This window comes from Rhizobium sp. P2_G9, assembly GCF_056403475.1.
In genome coordinates this window covers 52,485-66,694 of sequence record NZ_JBFUFK010000046.1, presented here as the reverse complement: position 1 = coordinate 66,694, position 14,210 = coordinate 52,485, and the positions used below count along the sequence as shown (strand labels likewise).

Sequence of the window (14,210 nt, the reverse complement as noted above, 5' to 3'; positions counted from 1 at the left end):
GTGACCGTCAGCACCTTGGTGGTGCCGTCGGCCGTGGCCACGGTGATGCTGTCGGTGTAATCCTTGCCGCCCTGGAACTCATTGTGCGCACCCGTCATGGCATAGGTCCAGGTGCCGTCGGCGGCAATGGTGAACTTGCCATAGCCATTGTTGCCATTGACATTGGTCTGCGTGACGAAGGCGGCGGAACTGTCGGCATCGGTGGCGCTGAGTTTGCCGCCAGTGGTCTGGGCGGCGTCGGTCTCGGTCAGTTCCTTGGTGCTGGTGCCGCCGATCACCGCCGCATCGTTGGTGCCGTGGATGGTGACCGTCAGCACCTTGGTGGTGCCGTCGGCGGTCTTCACCGTGATGCTGTCGGTATAGTCATGGCCGCCCTGGAACTCATTGTGGGCGCCCGTCATGGCATAGGTCCAGGTGCCGTCGGCCTGGATGGTGAACTTGCCATAGCCATTGTTGCCATTGACATTGGTCTGCGCGACGAAGGCGGCAGAACTGTCGACATCCGTGGCATTGAGCTTGCCACCTGTGGTCTGGGCGGCGTCGGTCTCGGTGAGTTGCTGCGTGCTCGTGCCGGTGATCACAGCTGCATCATTGGTGCCGTGGATGGTGACGGCCAGCACCTTGGTGGTGCCGTCGGCAGTCTTCACCGTGATGCTGTCGGTGTAATCCTTGCCACCCTGGAACTCGTTATGCGCACCCGTCATGGCGTAGGTCCAGGTGCCATCGGCCAGGATGGTGAACTTGCCGTAAGCATTGCTGCCATTGACATTGGTCTGCGCAACGAAGTTGACCGAACTGCTGAGCTTGCCGCCGGTGCTCTGTGCGGCATCGGTTTCGGTGAGTTCCTGCGTGCTCGTGCCGGTTATCTTCGTCGCCATTGCCAATTTCCTCCCGTTAATCCTCTGGCGAACGACATAAGCGTTCGTCTCTGACGTTATTGTCGGTCCCGTTGCATATCCCACCCCCGGCACATGAAGTGCCGCTCCTCCGGATGGTTGATCGGGCTCAAGTCGCTCTGATCGAGCGTGAAGGCATGTTTCTGATTGCTTCTCCGCATAGAATTGCGAGATCGACTAAGGATCTTCGACGCACGGACGGCCCTCATGAATGGACTTAAGACTCAATTTACTAACTCTATCCAACTAAACTGTCAAATTTCTCCACTTATTCTTTGAATCAACGAATAAAATTGATAATGAGCAAAAAATATCGAGAACGCCGTACCAAAATATTACAGCATGCTGTGTTTTTCCCGATTAATAACGGATTAGCGAGAATTGACGGGCAGTTAGCGGAGAGGTTTTGAGCGAGCCACAGATGTTTCTGCAAGAGGCGGAGAGGTCGTTCCGGCAGGAAGCAACTGGCGGGGGCTTGGCATAGATGTCTCCGGTCACCGCCAGAAGAAATCCTTGCTGAAGCAATATTTCTTCACGCCGTCAGATGCTTAAGGCAAAGCATGTGTGCATCAATTTCATGGGGATGATTAGAAAAGGAAGCCGATGAAACAGATAAAGACGACCAGACAGATGATTGCTCTGAACAAATTCGTCGGGAGCGACGCGGCGCCACTCCCGGCTGCGCTCCCGATTCCATGTCGGTCTCTCAGGAAAATCGACTATTTCGCTCACTCCGGACCAGCATCGCTTCGGGACACCCGCATGTCCAAGCGAGACGAAACCGGATACGACGACGCCGGCGCGGTTTCATCGCAGCCGCGCAACCGCCCACTCCACGGGGATACCCTCCCCGCCAAGCGTCACGACGCCTTTGCGTCGAAAGCCGGCGCAAAATCGCCCAGCGCCTTCGCCTTCAGGATCAGGCTGCCGATATCCTGCTCGATGACGGCTTCGAGCTCGGCAAAGCTGTCGATGACATAGTAGATCGGCTGGACGATATCGATCCGGTAGGGCGTCCTCAGAATAGCCAGCAGATCGAACGGCCGGAATTCGCATGCCTTTTCCACCATGGCCGCTTTCGCTTCGCTGGGCGACGACACGATGCCGGCGCCATAGCAGCGGCGGCCCTCAGGCGTGTTGATCAGGCCGAATTCCACGGTGAACCAGAAAATGCGGAACAGATGCCAGGAATAGCCTTTGCCGAGGCGGACGGCTGTTTCGCCGAAATGCCGGACGAAATTGGCATAGCTTTGGTTGGTCAGCAGCGGGCAATGGCCGAACACCTCGTGGAACAGGTCCGGCTCCTCGATATAATCGATATGTTCGCGCCGGCGCAGGAAGGTAGCGAGCGGGAATTTGCCTTGCGACAACAGTTCGTAGAAGCGCGACGGCGGAATCAGCGCCGGGACACCCTCGACGCCGAAGCCGGTGGTCTCGTTGAGACGCCGGTTGACATCCAGAAGCTGGGGAACCTTGTCCGGCCTCAGCCCCAGGGTTTTGACGCCATCGAGATATTCGCGGCAGGCCATGCCGGCCAGCAGCGTCATCTGGCGCTCGTAGAGTTCGCCCCAGATCGCATCCTCTTCAGCGGTATAGTCGTATAGGCCATCCGGACCGGGCAATTTGGCTGTGTAGCTGCTTTCCTTGGGCATCGGCCGATCCTCCTGAGCACTATCTTCAGCCTGCAATTATGATCCAGATTTACAGGATATTCTTTTCTCTTATGCTGGTAATCGATGACATGATGGCAAACATTCTCGCAAACGGTGCCGAAAATGAAAGAAACTGGGAATTTTCAGCGCAAGCTGCTCCAACTGGTCCAGGCCGATAGCGGCCTGTCGCTGGCAGAATTGTCGGAAAAGGCCGGCGTATCGCAGAGTTCCGCCTGGCGGAAGCTCCAGGATCTGGAGGCGGATGGCGTCATCCGCAAGCGTGTGACGCTGCTCGATCCCGCAAAACTCGATCTCAAACTCTGCGTCATCGCCCATGTCACGCTGGAGGATCACCACGAAGAAGCGGTGGCGTCTCTTGCCACGGTGGTGCGCGAGCGGCCCGAGATCATGGAGTGCTACGCCTTGTCCGGCACCTTCGACTACATGCTCAAGATCCGCACGAGAGACGTGGAAAGCTACGAGGCGTTCATGACCCGCTACATCATGCGCAACCCGCATGTGCGCACGGTGGTGTCGAGCTTCGTGCTGCGCGAGCTGAAATTCTCTACCGAATTGCCGATCTGAAAGCTGGCGGAAACCGTTTCCGCATGGGCAAGCCGGCCGCCATGCAGTTTTCCGATCCATTCTTGCGGTGTCCGCCGCGCCGGTGGCTCTCTGACAAGTCGTTGGATTCGACGCCTATTTCATGGAAGAACTTTAAATCCTTATTAAGCAGTTAATCATATAGTTACGATATTCATCGGCATGTGTGTCAGGCCGACCGTTATTCCGACTTCAGGAGCGTGCATGTCCCTTCTCTTTCGCGGTCTCGGTTCAGATGCATCCACCGTGCTCGAAGCGCTGTCCAAATCCGCGGCGATGATCGAATTCGATCTTGACGGCAAGATTCTCACGGCCAACGAGAATTTCTGCAAGGCGCTCGGATACGGCCTGCAAGAGATCGTCGGCAAGCATCACAGCATTTTTGTCGATCCGGCAGAAGCTGCCTCCGCCGGTTACAAGGAATTCTGGAAACATCTCGGCGAGGGAAAGTTCGATCGGCGGCAATATAAGCGCATCGGCAAAGGCGGGCGCGAGATCTGGATCGAGGCGTCCTACAATCCGGTCTTCCGGCGCGGCAAGCCCTATAAGGTCGTCAAGATCGCCACTGATATCACCGCCAGCAAGCTGAAGGCGGTCGAAGACGCGGCCAAGCTGAATGCACTGTCGCGCGCGCAGGCGGTCATCGAATTCACCCCGACCGGAAATATCATCACCGCCAACGACAACTTCTGCAAGGCGCTGGGCTATCGGCTCGAGGAGATCGTCGGCAAACATCACTCGATGTTTTGCGACCCGGCTTTCGCCGCGAGCAGCGACTATAAGATCTTCTGGCAAAAGCTCGCCGCCGGAGAGTTCATCGCCGATGAATTCCTGCGCATCGGCAAGGGCGGCCGGCAGGTGCATATTCAGGCATCCTATAACCCGACCATCGATCCCGACGGCAAGGTGATCAAGGTGGTCAAATTCGCCACGGATGTGACGCACCGGGTCGAGAATGTCGCGCAGCTCGCAGGCGCCCTCAACAAACTCGCCGAAGGCGAGCTTGCGCAGCACATCGACAAGCCATTCATTCCGGTCCTGGAACGCCTGCGGACCGATTTCAACCAGGCCGCCGGCAAGCTCGCCGCGGCAATGCTGACCGTTGCCCGCAACGCCGAAGGCATCAGCGCCGGCTCGAAGCAAATCCAGGCCGCTTCCGACGAACTGGCCGGCCGAACCGAAAAACAGGCCGCTTCCGTCGAGGAAACCGCGGCGGCACTCGAGGAAATCACCACGACGGTCGCCGATGCCAGCAAGCGGGCCGAAGAGGCCGGCTTGCTCGTGCATCGCACCAAGGGAGATGCCGAGCATTCCGGCGTCGTCGTGCAGGATGCGATTCAGGCAATGGATCGCATCGAGAAATCGTCGAAGGAGATTTCCAACATCATCGGCGTGATCGACGAGATCGCCTTCCAGACCAACCTGCTGGCGCTCAATGCCGGTGTCGAGGCAGCGCGTGCGGGCGAGGCCGGCAAGGGCTTCGCCGTGGTGGCGCAGGAAGTCCGCGAACTGGCCCAGCGATCCGCCAAGGCCGCCAAGGAGATCAAGTCCCTGATCAATGCGTCCGGCGATCATGTGCGCCACGGCGTCACATTGGTTGCCGAAACCGGGACGGCGCTCGAAACGATCGTCAAGCAGGTGCAGGAGATCAACATCAACGTGACCGCGATTGTCGAAGCCTCCCGCGAGCAGTCGACCGGCCTGAAAGACATCAACAACGCCGTGAACACCATCGACCAGGGCACGCAGCAGAACGCCGCGATGGTCGAAGAAACCACCGCGGCCAGCCACGGGCTTGCCGGAGAAGCCCATGCGCTGTTCGAATTGCTCGGCCAATTCAAGTTCGGCGGCGGTGTCGAGACCGGCCGGCAAAGGCAGCCGGCGCAAGTCAGGCAGAGCCTGATGCCCGCCAAGGCGCCCGCCGCTGCGCATCGTTCTCAGCCTGTCCGCCGCGCAGTCGGAAATGCCGCGACGGCGCCGGCTGACACCTGGGAAGAGTTCTGATCCACGCCGCCGGACGATGGTCGATCCGGTCACTTGATCCATGATGGATGAGGCCAGCTACTCCGCCGAGAGCCAACACGACAAAGATCAATGCCGATTGATGAATCCGTCAGAATAAGGGCGCTGCACGAAACAAGCATTCTGGACACGCCGGCATCGGTGGAGTTCGACTCGATCGTCGAGCTCGCTCGCTCTATTTTCGATTGTCCGATCGCGCTCGTATCCCTGGTCGACAGTGATCGTATCTGGTTCAAGGCCAAGGCGGGCGTCGCCTCTGATGAGGCGCCTCGCAGTGATTCCTTCTGCCGCCACGTCGTGGAAACGACATCCGCCCTGATCGTTCGAGATGCAAGGCTCGATCCGAGATTTGCCGAGAACGCCTATGTGTCGGGACCTGCCGGGTTGAAGTTCTACGCCGGCGTGCCGCTGACCGAAGGCGGCATATGCTATGGCACTCTTTGCGTGGTGGACACGAAGCCGCGGCGGTTTGGCGACCCGGAGCGCGCGAAGCTGGAACAGCTGGCAACCGTCGCTGTCGGCTTGATCCGAGAGCAGAGACAGACAACGCTGTTGCGTGAGCAGCGCCGCGAGCTTGAACTCAAACAGGCACGTTTCGAACAGACCGAGCGATCTGCCAAGGTTGGCGGTTTCGAAATGGATGTGCAAACCGGCGCCCTCGTCTGGTCGGATCAGATCTACCGGACCGTGGGACTGCCGGTTGGCCAGCCATTGACAGCAGACGTCGTGATCGGTTGCTATGCGCCTGAATCGCGCGAAAGCATGCGGGCCAGAATCCAAAACGTGCTCACCGGCGCCGACGTGGGCATCGACCAGGAATACCGGATCATCACCCCGGAGGGCGAAGACCGGTGGGTCCACATCGTCAGCGATATAGAGAGGGTCGACGGTCAACCGCGGCGGCTCTTCGGTATCGTCCAGGACGTGTCGGAGCGCGTGCGTCATGAGCGCCAGCTCCTCAAGGCCGCCAATACCGACAGCCTGACAGGACTTGGAAACCGCGCGGCCTATATTTCCGAGCTCCGCATTGCGACCCAGGAACCCGCCTCGACAGTGGGGCTGCTGCTCATCGATGTCGATCACCTCAAGCAGATCAACGACACGCTCGGTCATGCGCTCGGCGATACCCTGCTCAAGGAAATTGCGGCAAGGCTGTCCGACCGGATCGGTCAGCGCGGCAAGGCTTTCCGCCTGGGTGGCGACGAATTTGCGGTCTTGATCGAAGGCAATGCCAGTTCACGGCGGATGGCGGGGCTGGCGCGCAGCCTGATCGAGTTTGTCGCGCAGCCGCTTCATGTCGATGGCTCCACCATCATGCCGAAGGTCACAGCCGGAGGTGCCCTGTTCGAGGCCGGCATGGATGCCGCGGCACTGGCGCAGAATGCAGACTTCGCGCTCTATCACGCCAAGGAGACGCGGCCCGGCAGCTATGTCGAATTCGAGCCCAGACTGCGCACGCGGATTTCCACTCGGATCGAAAAGATCAGGGAAGTCGAGCGGGCGCTGACGCAAGATCGCCTGTTCCCTTACTATCAGCCGATCGTTGATAGCGCGAATGGGCAAGTGTGCGGCTTCGAGGCCTTGGTTCGCATGCGGCGCGAGGACGGCTCCGTGGTTTCTGCGGGAGAGTTCCATGAAGCCCTGGAGGATCCGCATCTGAGCCATCGGGTGACCTCCCTCATGGTCACGCACATCGCATCAGACCTCAGAGCCTGGACGGATCAGGGCCTTTCGGGCGTGCGCATCAGTCTCAATGTCAGTGCGGCGGATTTCGTGCGCGGCGATCTGGAGAGCCGCATCACTGCCGCGTTCGGCGCGAAGGGCATCCCGCTCGACAGGCTGATCATCGAGGTGACCGAAACCGTGTTCATACAGGGCGTCGAAGAGACGGTCGCCAGCACGCTGCAGCGTTTGCGCAAGCGCGGCGTTCAGGTGGCGCTGGATGATTTCGGCACCGGCTTCGCGTCGCTCACCCATCTGCGCAGTCTGCCTGTCGACATCATCAAGATCGACAAGAGCTTCATCGACACGATGCTCCAGGATGCGTCCAGCCTGGCGATCGTGGAACTGGTGCTCGGCCTCGCCCGCAAGCTCGATCTGAAGGTCACGGCTGAAGGCGTGGAGCATTTTCGTCAGGCACATTGCCTGCTCGAGCAGGGCTGCACCACTTTGCAGGGTTACTTCTTCAGCAGGCCGATGCCACGGGACAAGGTCCAGGATTTTTTGACGGGGCGCAAATCATGGCAGGCCGCGGACGAACGAGATTCAGTCCCCGCCTGAGCCAGGCCTTGATACGCCGTCCGCGTGCCTGGCTTGGATAAACGGCTACAAAGACGCCGCGTTCGCCAGTTCCGCCCGCAGCCGTGTCGGGCTTTGGCCATAGGTCTTGCGGAACACCCGGGCGAAGTGGCTGGCGCTCTCGAATCCGACTTCGACGGCAATTTCGATCAGCGGCGCCTTCGTATGGGTCACGAGCGTTTTCGCCCGTTCCAGCCGGACCATCTTGTAGATCGCGGCAGGCGAGGTATTCGTCTTGGATGAGAACAGCCGTTCGAGCTGCCGTCTCGACACGCCGACGGCGTCGGCAAGCTGCTGCACCGATATGACATCTTCGGTGTGCTGCTCCATGATGATCAGGGCAGCCTTCAGGCGCGGGTCCTTGAAATCGAGCGACAAGGGTTTGCGCGGCTGGACGTCGAGATGCGAGCGCGCCTTGTCGATCTGCAGCACTTCCAGCGCGTTCCGTTCCGCCTCCTTGCTGATGTGGTGGCGAACGATATAGGCAGCCAGGTCGGCGGCGCTGCTGCCGCCGGCGCATGATCCGCGCTGGGGATCCAGATTGAACAGCCGGTCCGAACGGACCTTCAGCTCCGGGAAGCGCTCGCGGAACTCCTGGAAATGCAGCCAGCTGACGCAGACCTCGTGGCCTTTCATCAGTCCGGCCTCGGCAAGCACGAAGGTTCCGGTGCAGACGCCAAGCAGCGGCACTTTCGCCGCGGCCGCCTTTTTGAGGAAATTCTTCGTCTCGGTGTCGATCGGGTTTTCGCATTTGAGCAGTCCGCCGACCACGACGATATAGTCGTAACTGGCCGGATCGCCGAAGTCGGATGTCGGGGCGACCTGGACGCCGCAGCTGGAGGCGATGAGATGCCGGGTACTGCCGAGGACCTGCCAGTCGGCACGCACCCTTCCGGACCGATCCTGCTCGTCGCTCGCAAGGCGCAGGGTGTCGACGAACAGGGCAAAGGCCGACAAGGTGAAGGAACGGGCAAGGACGAAGCCGACTTTGAGGCGGCCTGCGGCTCCCTCGTCTTTCGATTTCATGGCGACCTCCTGAATATCATTTTCTCGAAAGAGCCTGAGCTTTTCGATAGGCAGCCTCTAGTCCTGCGCTGACGATAGCATCAAAGCCATGCTGGCGCATCCCGATGATGCCAGCCGCCGTGGTGCCACGGTAGTCAACAAACGCCTTGACCGTTTCGCTCGGCGACATCCGGTCCTGCTCCTGCAGCCGCCCTGCCCCGATGATCACCTGCTGGGCGGCCCTGCAGGCCACGTCCGGCGCGACACCGCGTCCAATAGCGTCGTCCATCATCGCCGCCGCGAGAAGCGCGGGAAAGGCAGCCCCGGAACCGGACATTCCGGTAAAATAGTCGATCTGATCCTCGGTCGGCACCGCGTCGACGATGCCGCAGGCCTCGAACAATGCGCTGACACGAGCAGCATCGGCCGGATCCGTGGACGACAGGAAGAACGGCGTATAGGAAAAGCCGATCTCGGCGGCAGCGTTCGGCAGCGCCCGGCCGACACGAGCCGAATGAACCCGCATCTTGATGTCGTCAACCGTCACGCCCGCCATCACGGAGGCGACCAGCCTGTCGCCGGCATCGATTTCCACCGATTTCCAGTCATCCGGCCGAACGGACAGGATGACGATGTCCGACCGATCGACGAGTTCCTGATTGTCGGCGGTCCAGACACAATCGAAATCCGGCTTGCGGCTGCGATAGGAGCATGTCAGGTCCGGGCGAGCAACGCTGCCGGAACTGACAAGCGCCTTGGCGATCGCCGAACCCAGCCAGCCCGCACCTCCGACAATTCCAACCCTTCCCAGCTTTGCCATGCCATCGCCCTCATTTGATCTGGAATCCATGCGCCAGCGGATCGCGGTCGTCGACGAAGATCGTGTTGTGGCCGATGATCCGCGCCCAACCGCCCACGCTCGGCTTGATGCCCGCGAACGGACCGATCGCAGTCTCGGCCTCGATCCGTCCTTCGAACACCGTTCCGATCAGGCTTTCCTGCCGGAAGGTGTCGCCGACCTTCAGCCGCCCCTTGCCATGCAGCTGCGCCATGCGCGCCGAAGTTCCCGTGCCGCCTGGCGAACGGTCGATCGCCTTGTTGCCGTAAAACACTGCGCCACGGCCATCGGCATTGCCGCTCGTGGGCTTGTCACACCAGAGCGCGTGATGAACGCCCGAGATTCTGCCATCTTCCGGCTGGACAGGATCGCAGATCGAAGCCAACGCGTCACGCAGCCTGCGGCTGAGATCGACCACGTTGCTCGCCGACATGCCGTCCAGACCTGACCAATTCTTCTGCGGCTCGACGACCGCATAGTAATTGCCGCCATAGGAGATGTCGACCACAAGCTCTCCCAGCCCGGGCACATGCACAGCGACATCGGCTGCATGCAGGTAGCTCGAAACGTTGAACATACGGACGGATTCGACGAACTCGCCCGGCCTGTCATATTGGATGTCGACGCGCCCCGCAGGCGTCTCGATCGAAAGCCTGCCCGGCACGCGCGGTGTCACCAGTCCCTCTTCGATCGCGGCTGTGACGAGGCCGATCGTTCCGGCCCCGCACATCGGCAGGCAACCGCTCACCTCGATGAAGATCACCGCGAAGTCGCAATCCTCCCGATAAGCGGGATAGAGGATCGCACCGGACATGACGTCGTGGCCGCGCGGCTCGAACATCAGCGCCTGCCGGATCCAATCGTGGTCGCGAACGAAGATCTCGCGGCGCTCGGCGATCGGCAGATGGGGCAGCAAGGGCCCGCCGCCTGCGACAAGCCGTACCGGATTGCCGCAGGTATGGGAGTCGATGCAGAAGAAGCTACGACGCATGGGATAGTCCTTCCGCTACGTGGTCTTCACCGGCAAGGACCGACGGCCCTGCAGCGCACCCTTGGACAGTCTATCCAGCAGGATGGCGACGGCGACGATCGCCAGCCCGGCTCGCAGCCCGAGGCCCATTTCCATGCGGGTCAGACCGCGCGTCACTTCGGCACCAAGCCCGCCGGCGCCGACGAGCCCAGCAAGCACCACCATGGCAAGCGAGAGCAGAATGCACTGATTGAGGCCGACCAGAAGCGTCGGTGTCGCAGAAGGGATTTCGATCTTGAACAGGATCGCGCGCGGCGAGGCTCCGGTCGCCTGGCCAAGTTCGAGCAGGTCCTTCGGCACTTGGTTGAAGGCAAGCGTCGTCAGTCGCAGCATCGGCGGCACGCCATAGACGATGGTGGCGATGATGGCCGGGACGCGGCCGAGGCTGAAGATCATCACCGCCGGAATGAGATAGACCCATGGCGGCACGGTCTGCATGATGTCGAGGATCGGGCGAATGATGTTTTCGACCCGCTTGCGCCGGGCGGCAAGGATGCCGAGCGGAAACGCGGTCGACACGGAAATGGTCACGGCCACCGTGACGAGCGCAAGCGTCTGCATCGAGGCTTGCCAGAAGCCGGCGAGGAAGCAGAATGCCAGCGCGACCGCTGTGACGACCGCAACACGGATGTTGATGAAGAAGCCGGCGAGAAGCACGGCGATGACGATCACTGCATAGGGCGGCAGATAGAGTAATACCGCCTCGATCGCACCGAGAACGGCTTCGACAACCTTCGTCACCCCTTCGAAGAAAGGATGGAAGTTGGTGTTGAGCCAGTCGACTGCAGGAGCCAGGAATGCGCCCGGCGAGAAGCTGAGGGATCCGAGGGTCATTTTGCACGTCCTTCCGTGCGCCGCGCCGCACTTTGGGTCAGGCGGTCGAGCACCATTGTGAGGATGACGATGGCGATCGCCGCATTGATGGAGGTGGCGATGTCGAGCGTGCGGATAGCGCCATAGATGGTTTCGCCGAGGCCACCTGAACCGACGATGCCGGCGATCACGACCATGCCGAAAGCCATCATCAGGCTCTGGTTGATGCCGGCCATGACGCTCGGGATCGCAAAGGGCAGCCTGATCTTGGTGAACATCTGCCAGGATGTCAGGCCACTCGCCTGCCCCAGTTCGATGAACGGATGCGGCGTCATGCGAATGCCGAGCGCCGTCAGCCGGATCGCCGGGGGCATGGCGACGATGAAGGTGGCGACGAGCGCGGTCGCCGGGCCGGTACCAAGCAGCGCGATCGCCGGAAGAAGATAGATATAGGGCGGCAGGGTCTGGATGAGATCGAGGATCGGCTGCAGGAACCTGTCGAACCATGTTACGAAACCGGCAACGATGCCGATCGGAATGCCGACGACGAGCGCCAGGATCGTCGCGGTGACCACCAAGGCGAGCGTGCTCATGGTCTGGTCCCAGAGCCCCATGATCGAGCAGAACACCAGAGCCAGCGCCGCAAGCAAACCTGCCCAGACATTGATCAATCGCCAACCGAGCAGCGCGAAGATGACGGCGACGACATAGAAAGGCGGCTGCTGGAGCAGCCAGAGAACGCCGTTATAGGTTCCATCGAGCGCCGCCCTCAGGGGATCGAAGATCCAGTCGTAGTTGTCGGTGATCCAGCCGAGCGCATCGTCCGTCCAGCCGTCGAATGTATTCGCAATGACCGAGATATCCATATCCGCCTCCCGCTATGCCGCGACGAGCTCTGCGGCCGGCGCGCCAGCGACGCCGCGGAGCAAGCCCCGGGTTGTAACAACGCCGACGATCACGCCGTCTTCCACGACTGCGACAGCATCACGGTCCGACTTCATCGTCAGATCGATCAATGCGCCGATGTCGGCTTCGGGCGACGTCTTGAGCAATGTGTCGACATCGCATGTCGGTTGGGAGGATTTGAACTCGGCGACCGGCCGCATCACCGAATGCGCCTTGACCAAGTGGATACGGGAGATACCCGCCACGAAATCGGAGACATATTCATCCGCCGGCTTGGTGACGATCTCCTCAGCCGTGCCGACCTGGACGATCACACCGTCCTTCATGATGGCGATGCGGTCGCCGATGCGGATAGCTTCCTCCAGGTCATGGGTAATGAACACGGCGGACTTGCCGAGCGATTTCGTCAGCTGCCGGAACTCGTCCTGGAGCTGGCGGCGGATCAGTGGATCGAGCGCGCTGAACGGCTCGTCCATGAGAATGATTTCCGGATCGGCGGCGAGTGCGCGGGCGAGGCCGACACGCTGCTGCATGCCACCCGAGAGTTCGGAAGGATAGCGCGCCGTCCAGTCGGCGAGGCCGACCTTTTCGAGTGCCGCCCGCGCGGTCTTGTTGCGTTCCTCTTTCGCGACGCCGCGGACTTCGAGCCCGAAGCCGGCATTTTCCAACACGGTCCGGTGCGGCAGGAGGGCGACGCTCTGGAACACCATGCCGATATTGCGGGCGCGCATGTCGCGCAGTTGCGCCGCATTGAGCTTGGCGATCTCCCTGCCCTTCACCGTGATCTTGCCGAGGCTCGGCTCGATCAGGCGGTTGAGCAGCCGGATCAGCGTCGACTTGCCGCTGCCGGAAAGGCCCATGATGCAGAAGATTTCGCCGCGGTGCACCTGAATGCTCGCGTCGGAGACACCCACGACGCAGTTGAATTCCTGGAGCACCTGCTTCTTGGAAAGGCCCCGCTCGGCGACCGCCTTGATGGCTGCCGGCGCGCGCGAGCCGAAAATCTTCCAGACATTCTGACAATCGACCAACACTTCGTTGGCATTATTCATTGCGGTGTTCATGGCGTTCCCCACTGGCCTGTCTTAAGCAGGCCTGTTGCCGTCAAGATAGATGCGGGCCGCCATGGGTGGCGGCCCGCGGCTAGAGAATTCCAGCAAAAGTGCATAAAAACAAAGAGGTAGAGCATCTCAGGCGATTCCGTTCGGCCGGAGATGCTTTCGCTTCATTCGCCCTTGATGTTTTCCCAGCGCTTGATCAGATCGGCGTGGGCACCGATCCAATCTGCGACGGCCTGATCCATGGACTTGCCATCGCTGACGGCACCGTTGATGGCCGTGATGTCGGCGAGCGGCACATAGACGCTGGCGATGACTTCGCGGGCATGCGGATGTTTCTCCGAGAAACCCTTCTTGCCGATCCAGTAATAGCTCTGCGGCGGCGGGAAGATGCCCTTCGGATCTTTGAGGAACTTGACAGGATATTTCTGCATCATCCACGACGGTTCCCAGATCGTGACGGCAATCCATTCCTTGCGGTCGATGGCCGACTTGAGTGCAGCGGTCATCGCCGCGGTGCTGCCTTCCAGAAGCTGGAGCTTCAGACCATATGCCTTGACGGCATTGGCAGCGTCGCGCATCAGGCCCGAACCCGGCTCGATGCCGACGATCTTGCCGCCGAACTTGTCGGCATTGTCGTTGAGCTGGTCTGTCGAGTCGATGGTGACGTAGTTCGGCACGGCAATCGCCTGGTACAGACCATGCGAAACGGGCGAGATCTTTTCAAGCCGCTTCTTGCTCTTGTCCCAATAGTCCTGGGCGACATAGTCGGTCTGCGACGCCAGGATCTGGATGTCGCCCTTGCCGAGGGCGGCATATGCGATGCCCCATTCGGAGAACGGCACAACCTTAACCGTGTAGCCGGCATCTTCGAGCACCTTCTTGGTGATGCCGGTGATCGGGGTCAGATCTTCCCAGGACATCGTGCCTACGGTGATCGTCTTGTCTTCCGCACGGGCGGGAGAGACCATGGTCATCCCCACCATTGCGGCCGCGCAGAGCGCTTTCCACAAAGTCTTCATTGAATTCACTCCTAGTTTTTTTCCCATTATTATTGAAGACCTTGCGATCGCTTGATCTCCACATTGC

12 protein-coding genes are annotated in these 14,210 nt (G+C 60.6%); 3 read left to right on the top strand and 9 right to left on the bottom strand.

The annotated features are described in order from the left end of the window. Together AC1DYF_RS31110 and AC1DYF_RS31105 are read right to left on the bottom strand one after the other, a co-directional pair. A partial coding sequence (locus AC1DYF_RS31110; protein WP_477881527.1) for a VCBS domain-containing protein occupies positions 1-878 on the bottom strand: 878 nt, incomplete at its 3' end. An 878-nt stretch (positions 879-1,756) separates the two neighbouring features. Further along, entirely contained in the window at positions 1,757-2,548 is a 792-nt protein-coding gene (locus AC1DYF_RS31105) for a phenylalanine 4-monooxygenase (RefSeq protein ID WP_477881525.1), read from the bottom strand. 123 nt (positions 2,549-2,671) lie between these two features. On the opposite strand from AC1DYF_RS31105, the gene AC1DYF_RS31100 reads away from it, so the two are divergent. The 3 genes from AC1DYF_RS31100 to AC1DYF_RS31090 all read left to right on the top strand — a co-directional run bounded on the left by AC1DYF_RS31100 (position 2,672) and on the right by AC1DYF_RS31090 (position 7,453). Then, a complete protein-coding gene (locus tag AC1DYF_RS31100) occupies positions 2,672-3,133 on the top strand; it encodes an Lrp/AsnC family transcriptional regulator (protein ID WP_477881524.1) in 462 nt (153 codons plus the stop codon). A 222-nt stretch (positions 3,134-3,355) separates the two neighbouring features. After that, positions 3,356-5,155 (top strand): methyl-accepting chemotaxis protein, encoded by a 1,800-nt coding sequence (locus AC1DYF_RS31095; protein WP_477881522.1) that lies wholly within the window; start codon positions 3,356-3,358, stop codon positions 5,153-5,155. A 90-nt stretch (positions 5,156-5,245) separates the two neighbouring features. Further along, entirely contained in the window at positions 5,246-7,453 is a 2,208-nt protein-coding gene (locus AC1DYF_RS31090) for a sensor domain-containing phosphodiesterase (RefSeq protein ID WP_477881521.1), read from the top strand. A 45-nt stretch (positions 7,454-7,498) separates the two neighbouring features. On the opposite strand, the gene AC1DYF_RS31085 is transcribed toward AC1DYF_RS31090, so the two are convergent. The 7 genes from AC1DYF_RS31085 to AC1DYF_RS31055 all read right to left on the bottom strand — a co-directional run bounded on the left by AC1DYF_RS31085 (position 7,499) and on the right by AC1DYF_RS31055 (position 14,143). Continuing rightward, entirely contained in the window at positions 7,499-8,497 is a 999-nt protein-coding gene (locus AC1DYF_RS31085; RefSeq protein WP_477881519.1) for a GlxA family transcriptional regulator, read from the bottom strand. A gap of 16 nt (positions 8,498-8,513) precedes the next feature. Beyond that, complete coding sequence (locus AC1DYF_RS31080; RefSeq protein ID WP_477881517.1) at positions 8,514-9,296, bottom strand: pyrroline-5-carboxylate reductase family protein; 783 nt, start codon at positions 9,294-9,296, stop codon at positions 8,514-8,516. A 10-nt stretch (positions 9,297-9,306) separates the two neighbouring features. Beyond that, positions 9,307-10,305 carry a 4-hydroxyproline epimerase gene (locus AC1DYF_RS31075; RefSeq protein ID WP_477881515.1) on the bottom strand — a complete coding sequence of 333 codons (999 nt, stop codon included), beginning with the start codon at positions 10,303-10,305 and terminating at the stop codon, positions 9,307-9,309. Positions 10,306-10,320: 15 nt separating this feature from the next. Then, entirely contained in the window at positions 10,321-11,178 is an 858-nt protein-coding gene (locus tag AC1DYF_RS31070; RefSeq protein WP_477881513.1) for an ABC transporter permease, read from the bottom strand. After that, positions 11,175-12,023: an ABC transporter permease gene (locus AC1DYF_RS31065; RefSeq protein ID WP_477881511.1), complete on the bottom strand. Its 849-nt coding sequence runs from the start codon at positions 12,021-12,023 to the stop codon at positions 11,175-11,177. Before AC1DYF_RS31065 ends, AC1DYF_RS31070 begins: the two co-directional genes overlap by 4 nt. Before the next feature lie 12 nt (positions 12,024-12,035). Beyond that, positions 12,036-13,127, bottom strand: a complete 1,092-nt coding sequence (locus AC1DYF_RS31060) for a quaternary amine ABC transporter ATP-binding protein (RefSeq protein WP_477881510.1) — start codon at positions 13,125-13,127, stop codon at positions 12,036-12,038. A 161-nt stretch (positions 13,128-13,288) separates the two neighbouring features. Further along, entirely contained in the window at positions 13,289-14,143 is an 855-nt protein-coding gene (locus AC1DYF_RS31055) for a glycine betaine ABC transporter substrate-binding protein (RefSeq protein ID WP_477881509.1), read from the bottom strand. Positions 14,144-14,210: the final 67 nt, after the last annotated feature.

Excerpts from the sequence above, each read along its gene's own strand:
- AC1DYF_RS31105 (WP_477881525.1), bottom strand. The coding sequence starts at position 2,548 with ATGCCCAAGGAAAGCAGCTACACAGCCAAATTGCCCGGTCCGGATGGC.
- AC1DYF_RS31100 (WP_477881524.1), top strand. The coding sequence starts at position 2,672 with ATGAAAGAAACTGGGAATTTTCAGCGCAAGCTGCTCCAACTGGTCCAG.
- AC1DYF_RS31095 (WP_477881522.1), top strand. The coding sequence starts at position 3,356 with ATGTCCCTTCTCTTTCGCGGTCTCGGTTCAGATGCATCCACCGTGCTC.
- AC1DYF_RS31090 (WP_477881521.1), top strand. The coding sequence starts at position 5,246 with ATGCCGATTGATGAATCCGTCAGAATAAGGGCGCTGCACGAAACAAGC.
- AC1DYF_RS31085 (WP_477881519.1), bottom strand. The coding sequence starts at position 8,497 with ATGAAATCGAAAGACGAGGGAGCCGCAGGCCGCCTCAAAGTCGGCTTC.
- AC1DYF_RS31080 (WP_477881517.1), bottom strand. The coding sequence starts at position 9,296 with ATGGCAAAGCTGGGAAGGGTTGGAATTGTCGGAGGTGCGGGCTGGCTG.
- AC1DYF_RS31075 (WP_477881515.1), bottom strand. The coding sequence starts at position 10,305 with ATGCGTCGTAGCTTCTTCTGCATCGACTCCCATACCTGCGGCAATCCG.
- AC1DYF_RS31070 (WP_477881513.1), bottom strand. The coding sequence starts at position 11,178 with ATGACCCTCGGATCCCTCAGCTTCTCGCCGGGCGCATTCCTGGCTCCT.
- AC1DYF_RS31065 (WP_477881511.1), bottom strand. The coding sequence starts at position 12,023 with ATGGATATCTCGGTCATTGCGAATACATTCGACGGCTGGACGGACGAT.
- AC1DYF_RS31060 (WP_477881510.1), bottom strand. The coding sequence starts at position 13,127 with ATGAACACCGCAATGAATAATGCCAACGAAGTGTTGGTCGATTGTCAG.
- AC1DYF_RS31055 (WP_477881509.1), bottom strand. The coding sequence starts at position 14,143 with ATGAAGACTTTGTGGAAAGCGCTCTGCGCGGCCGCAATGGTGGGGATG.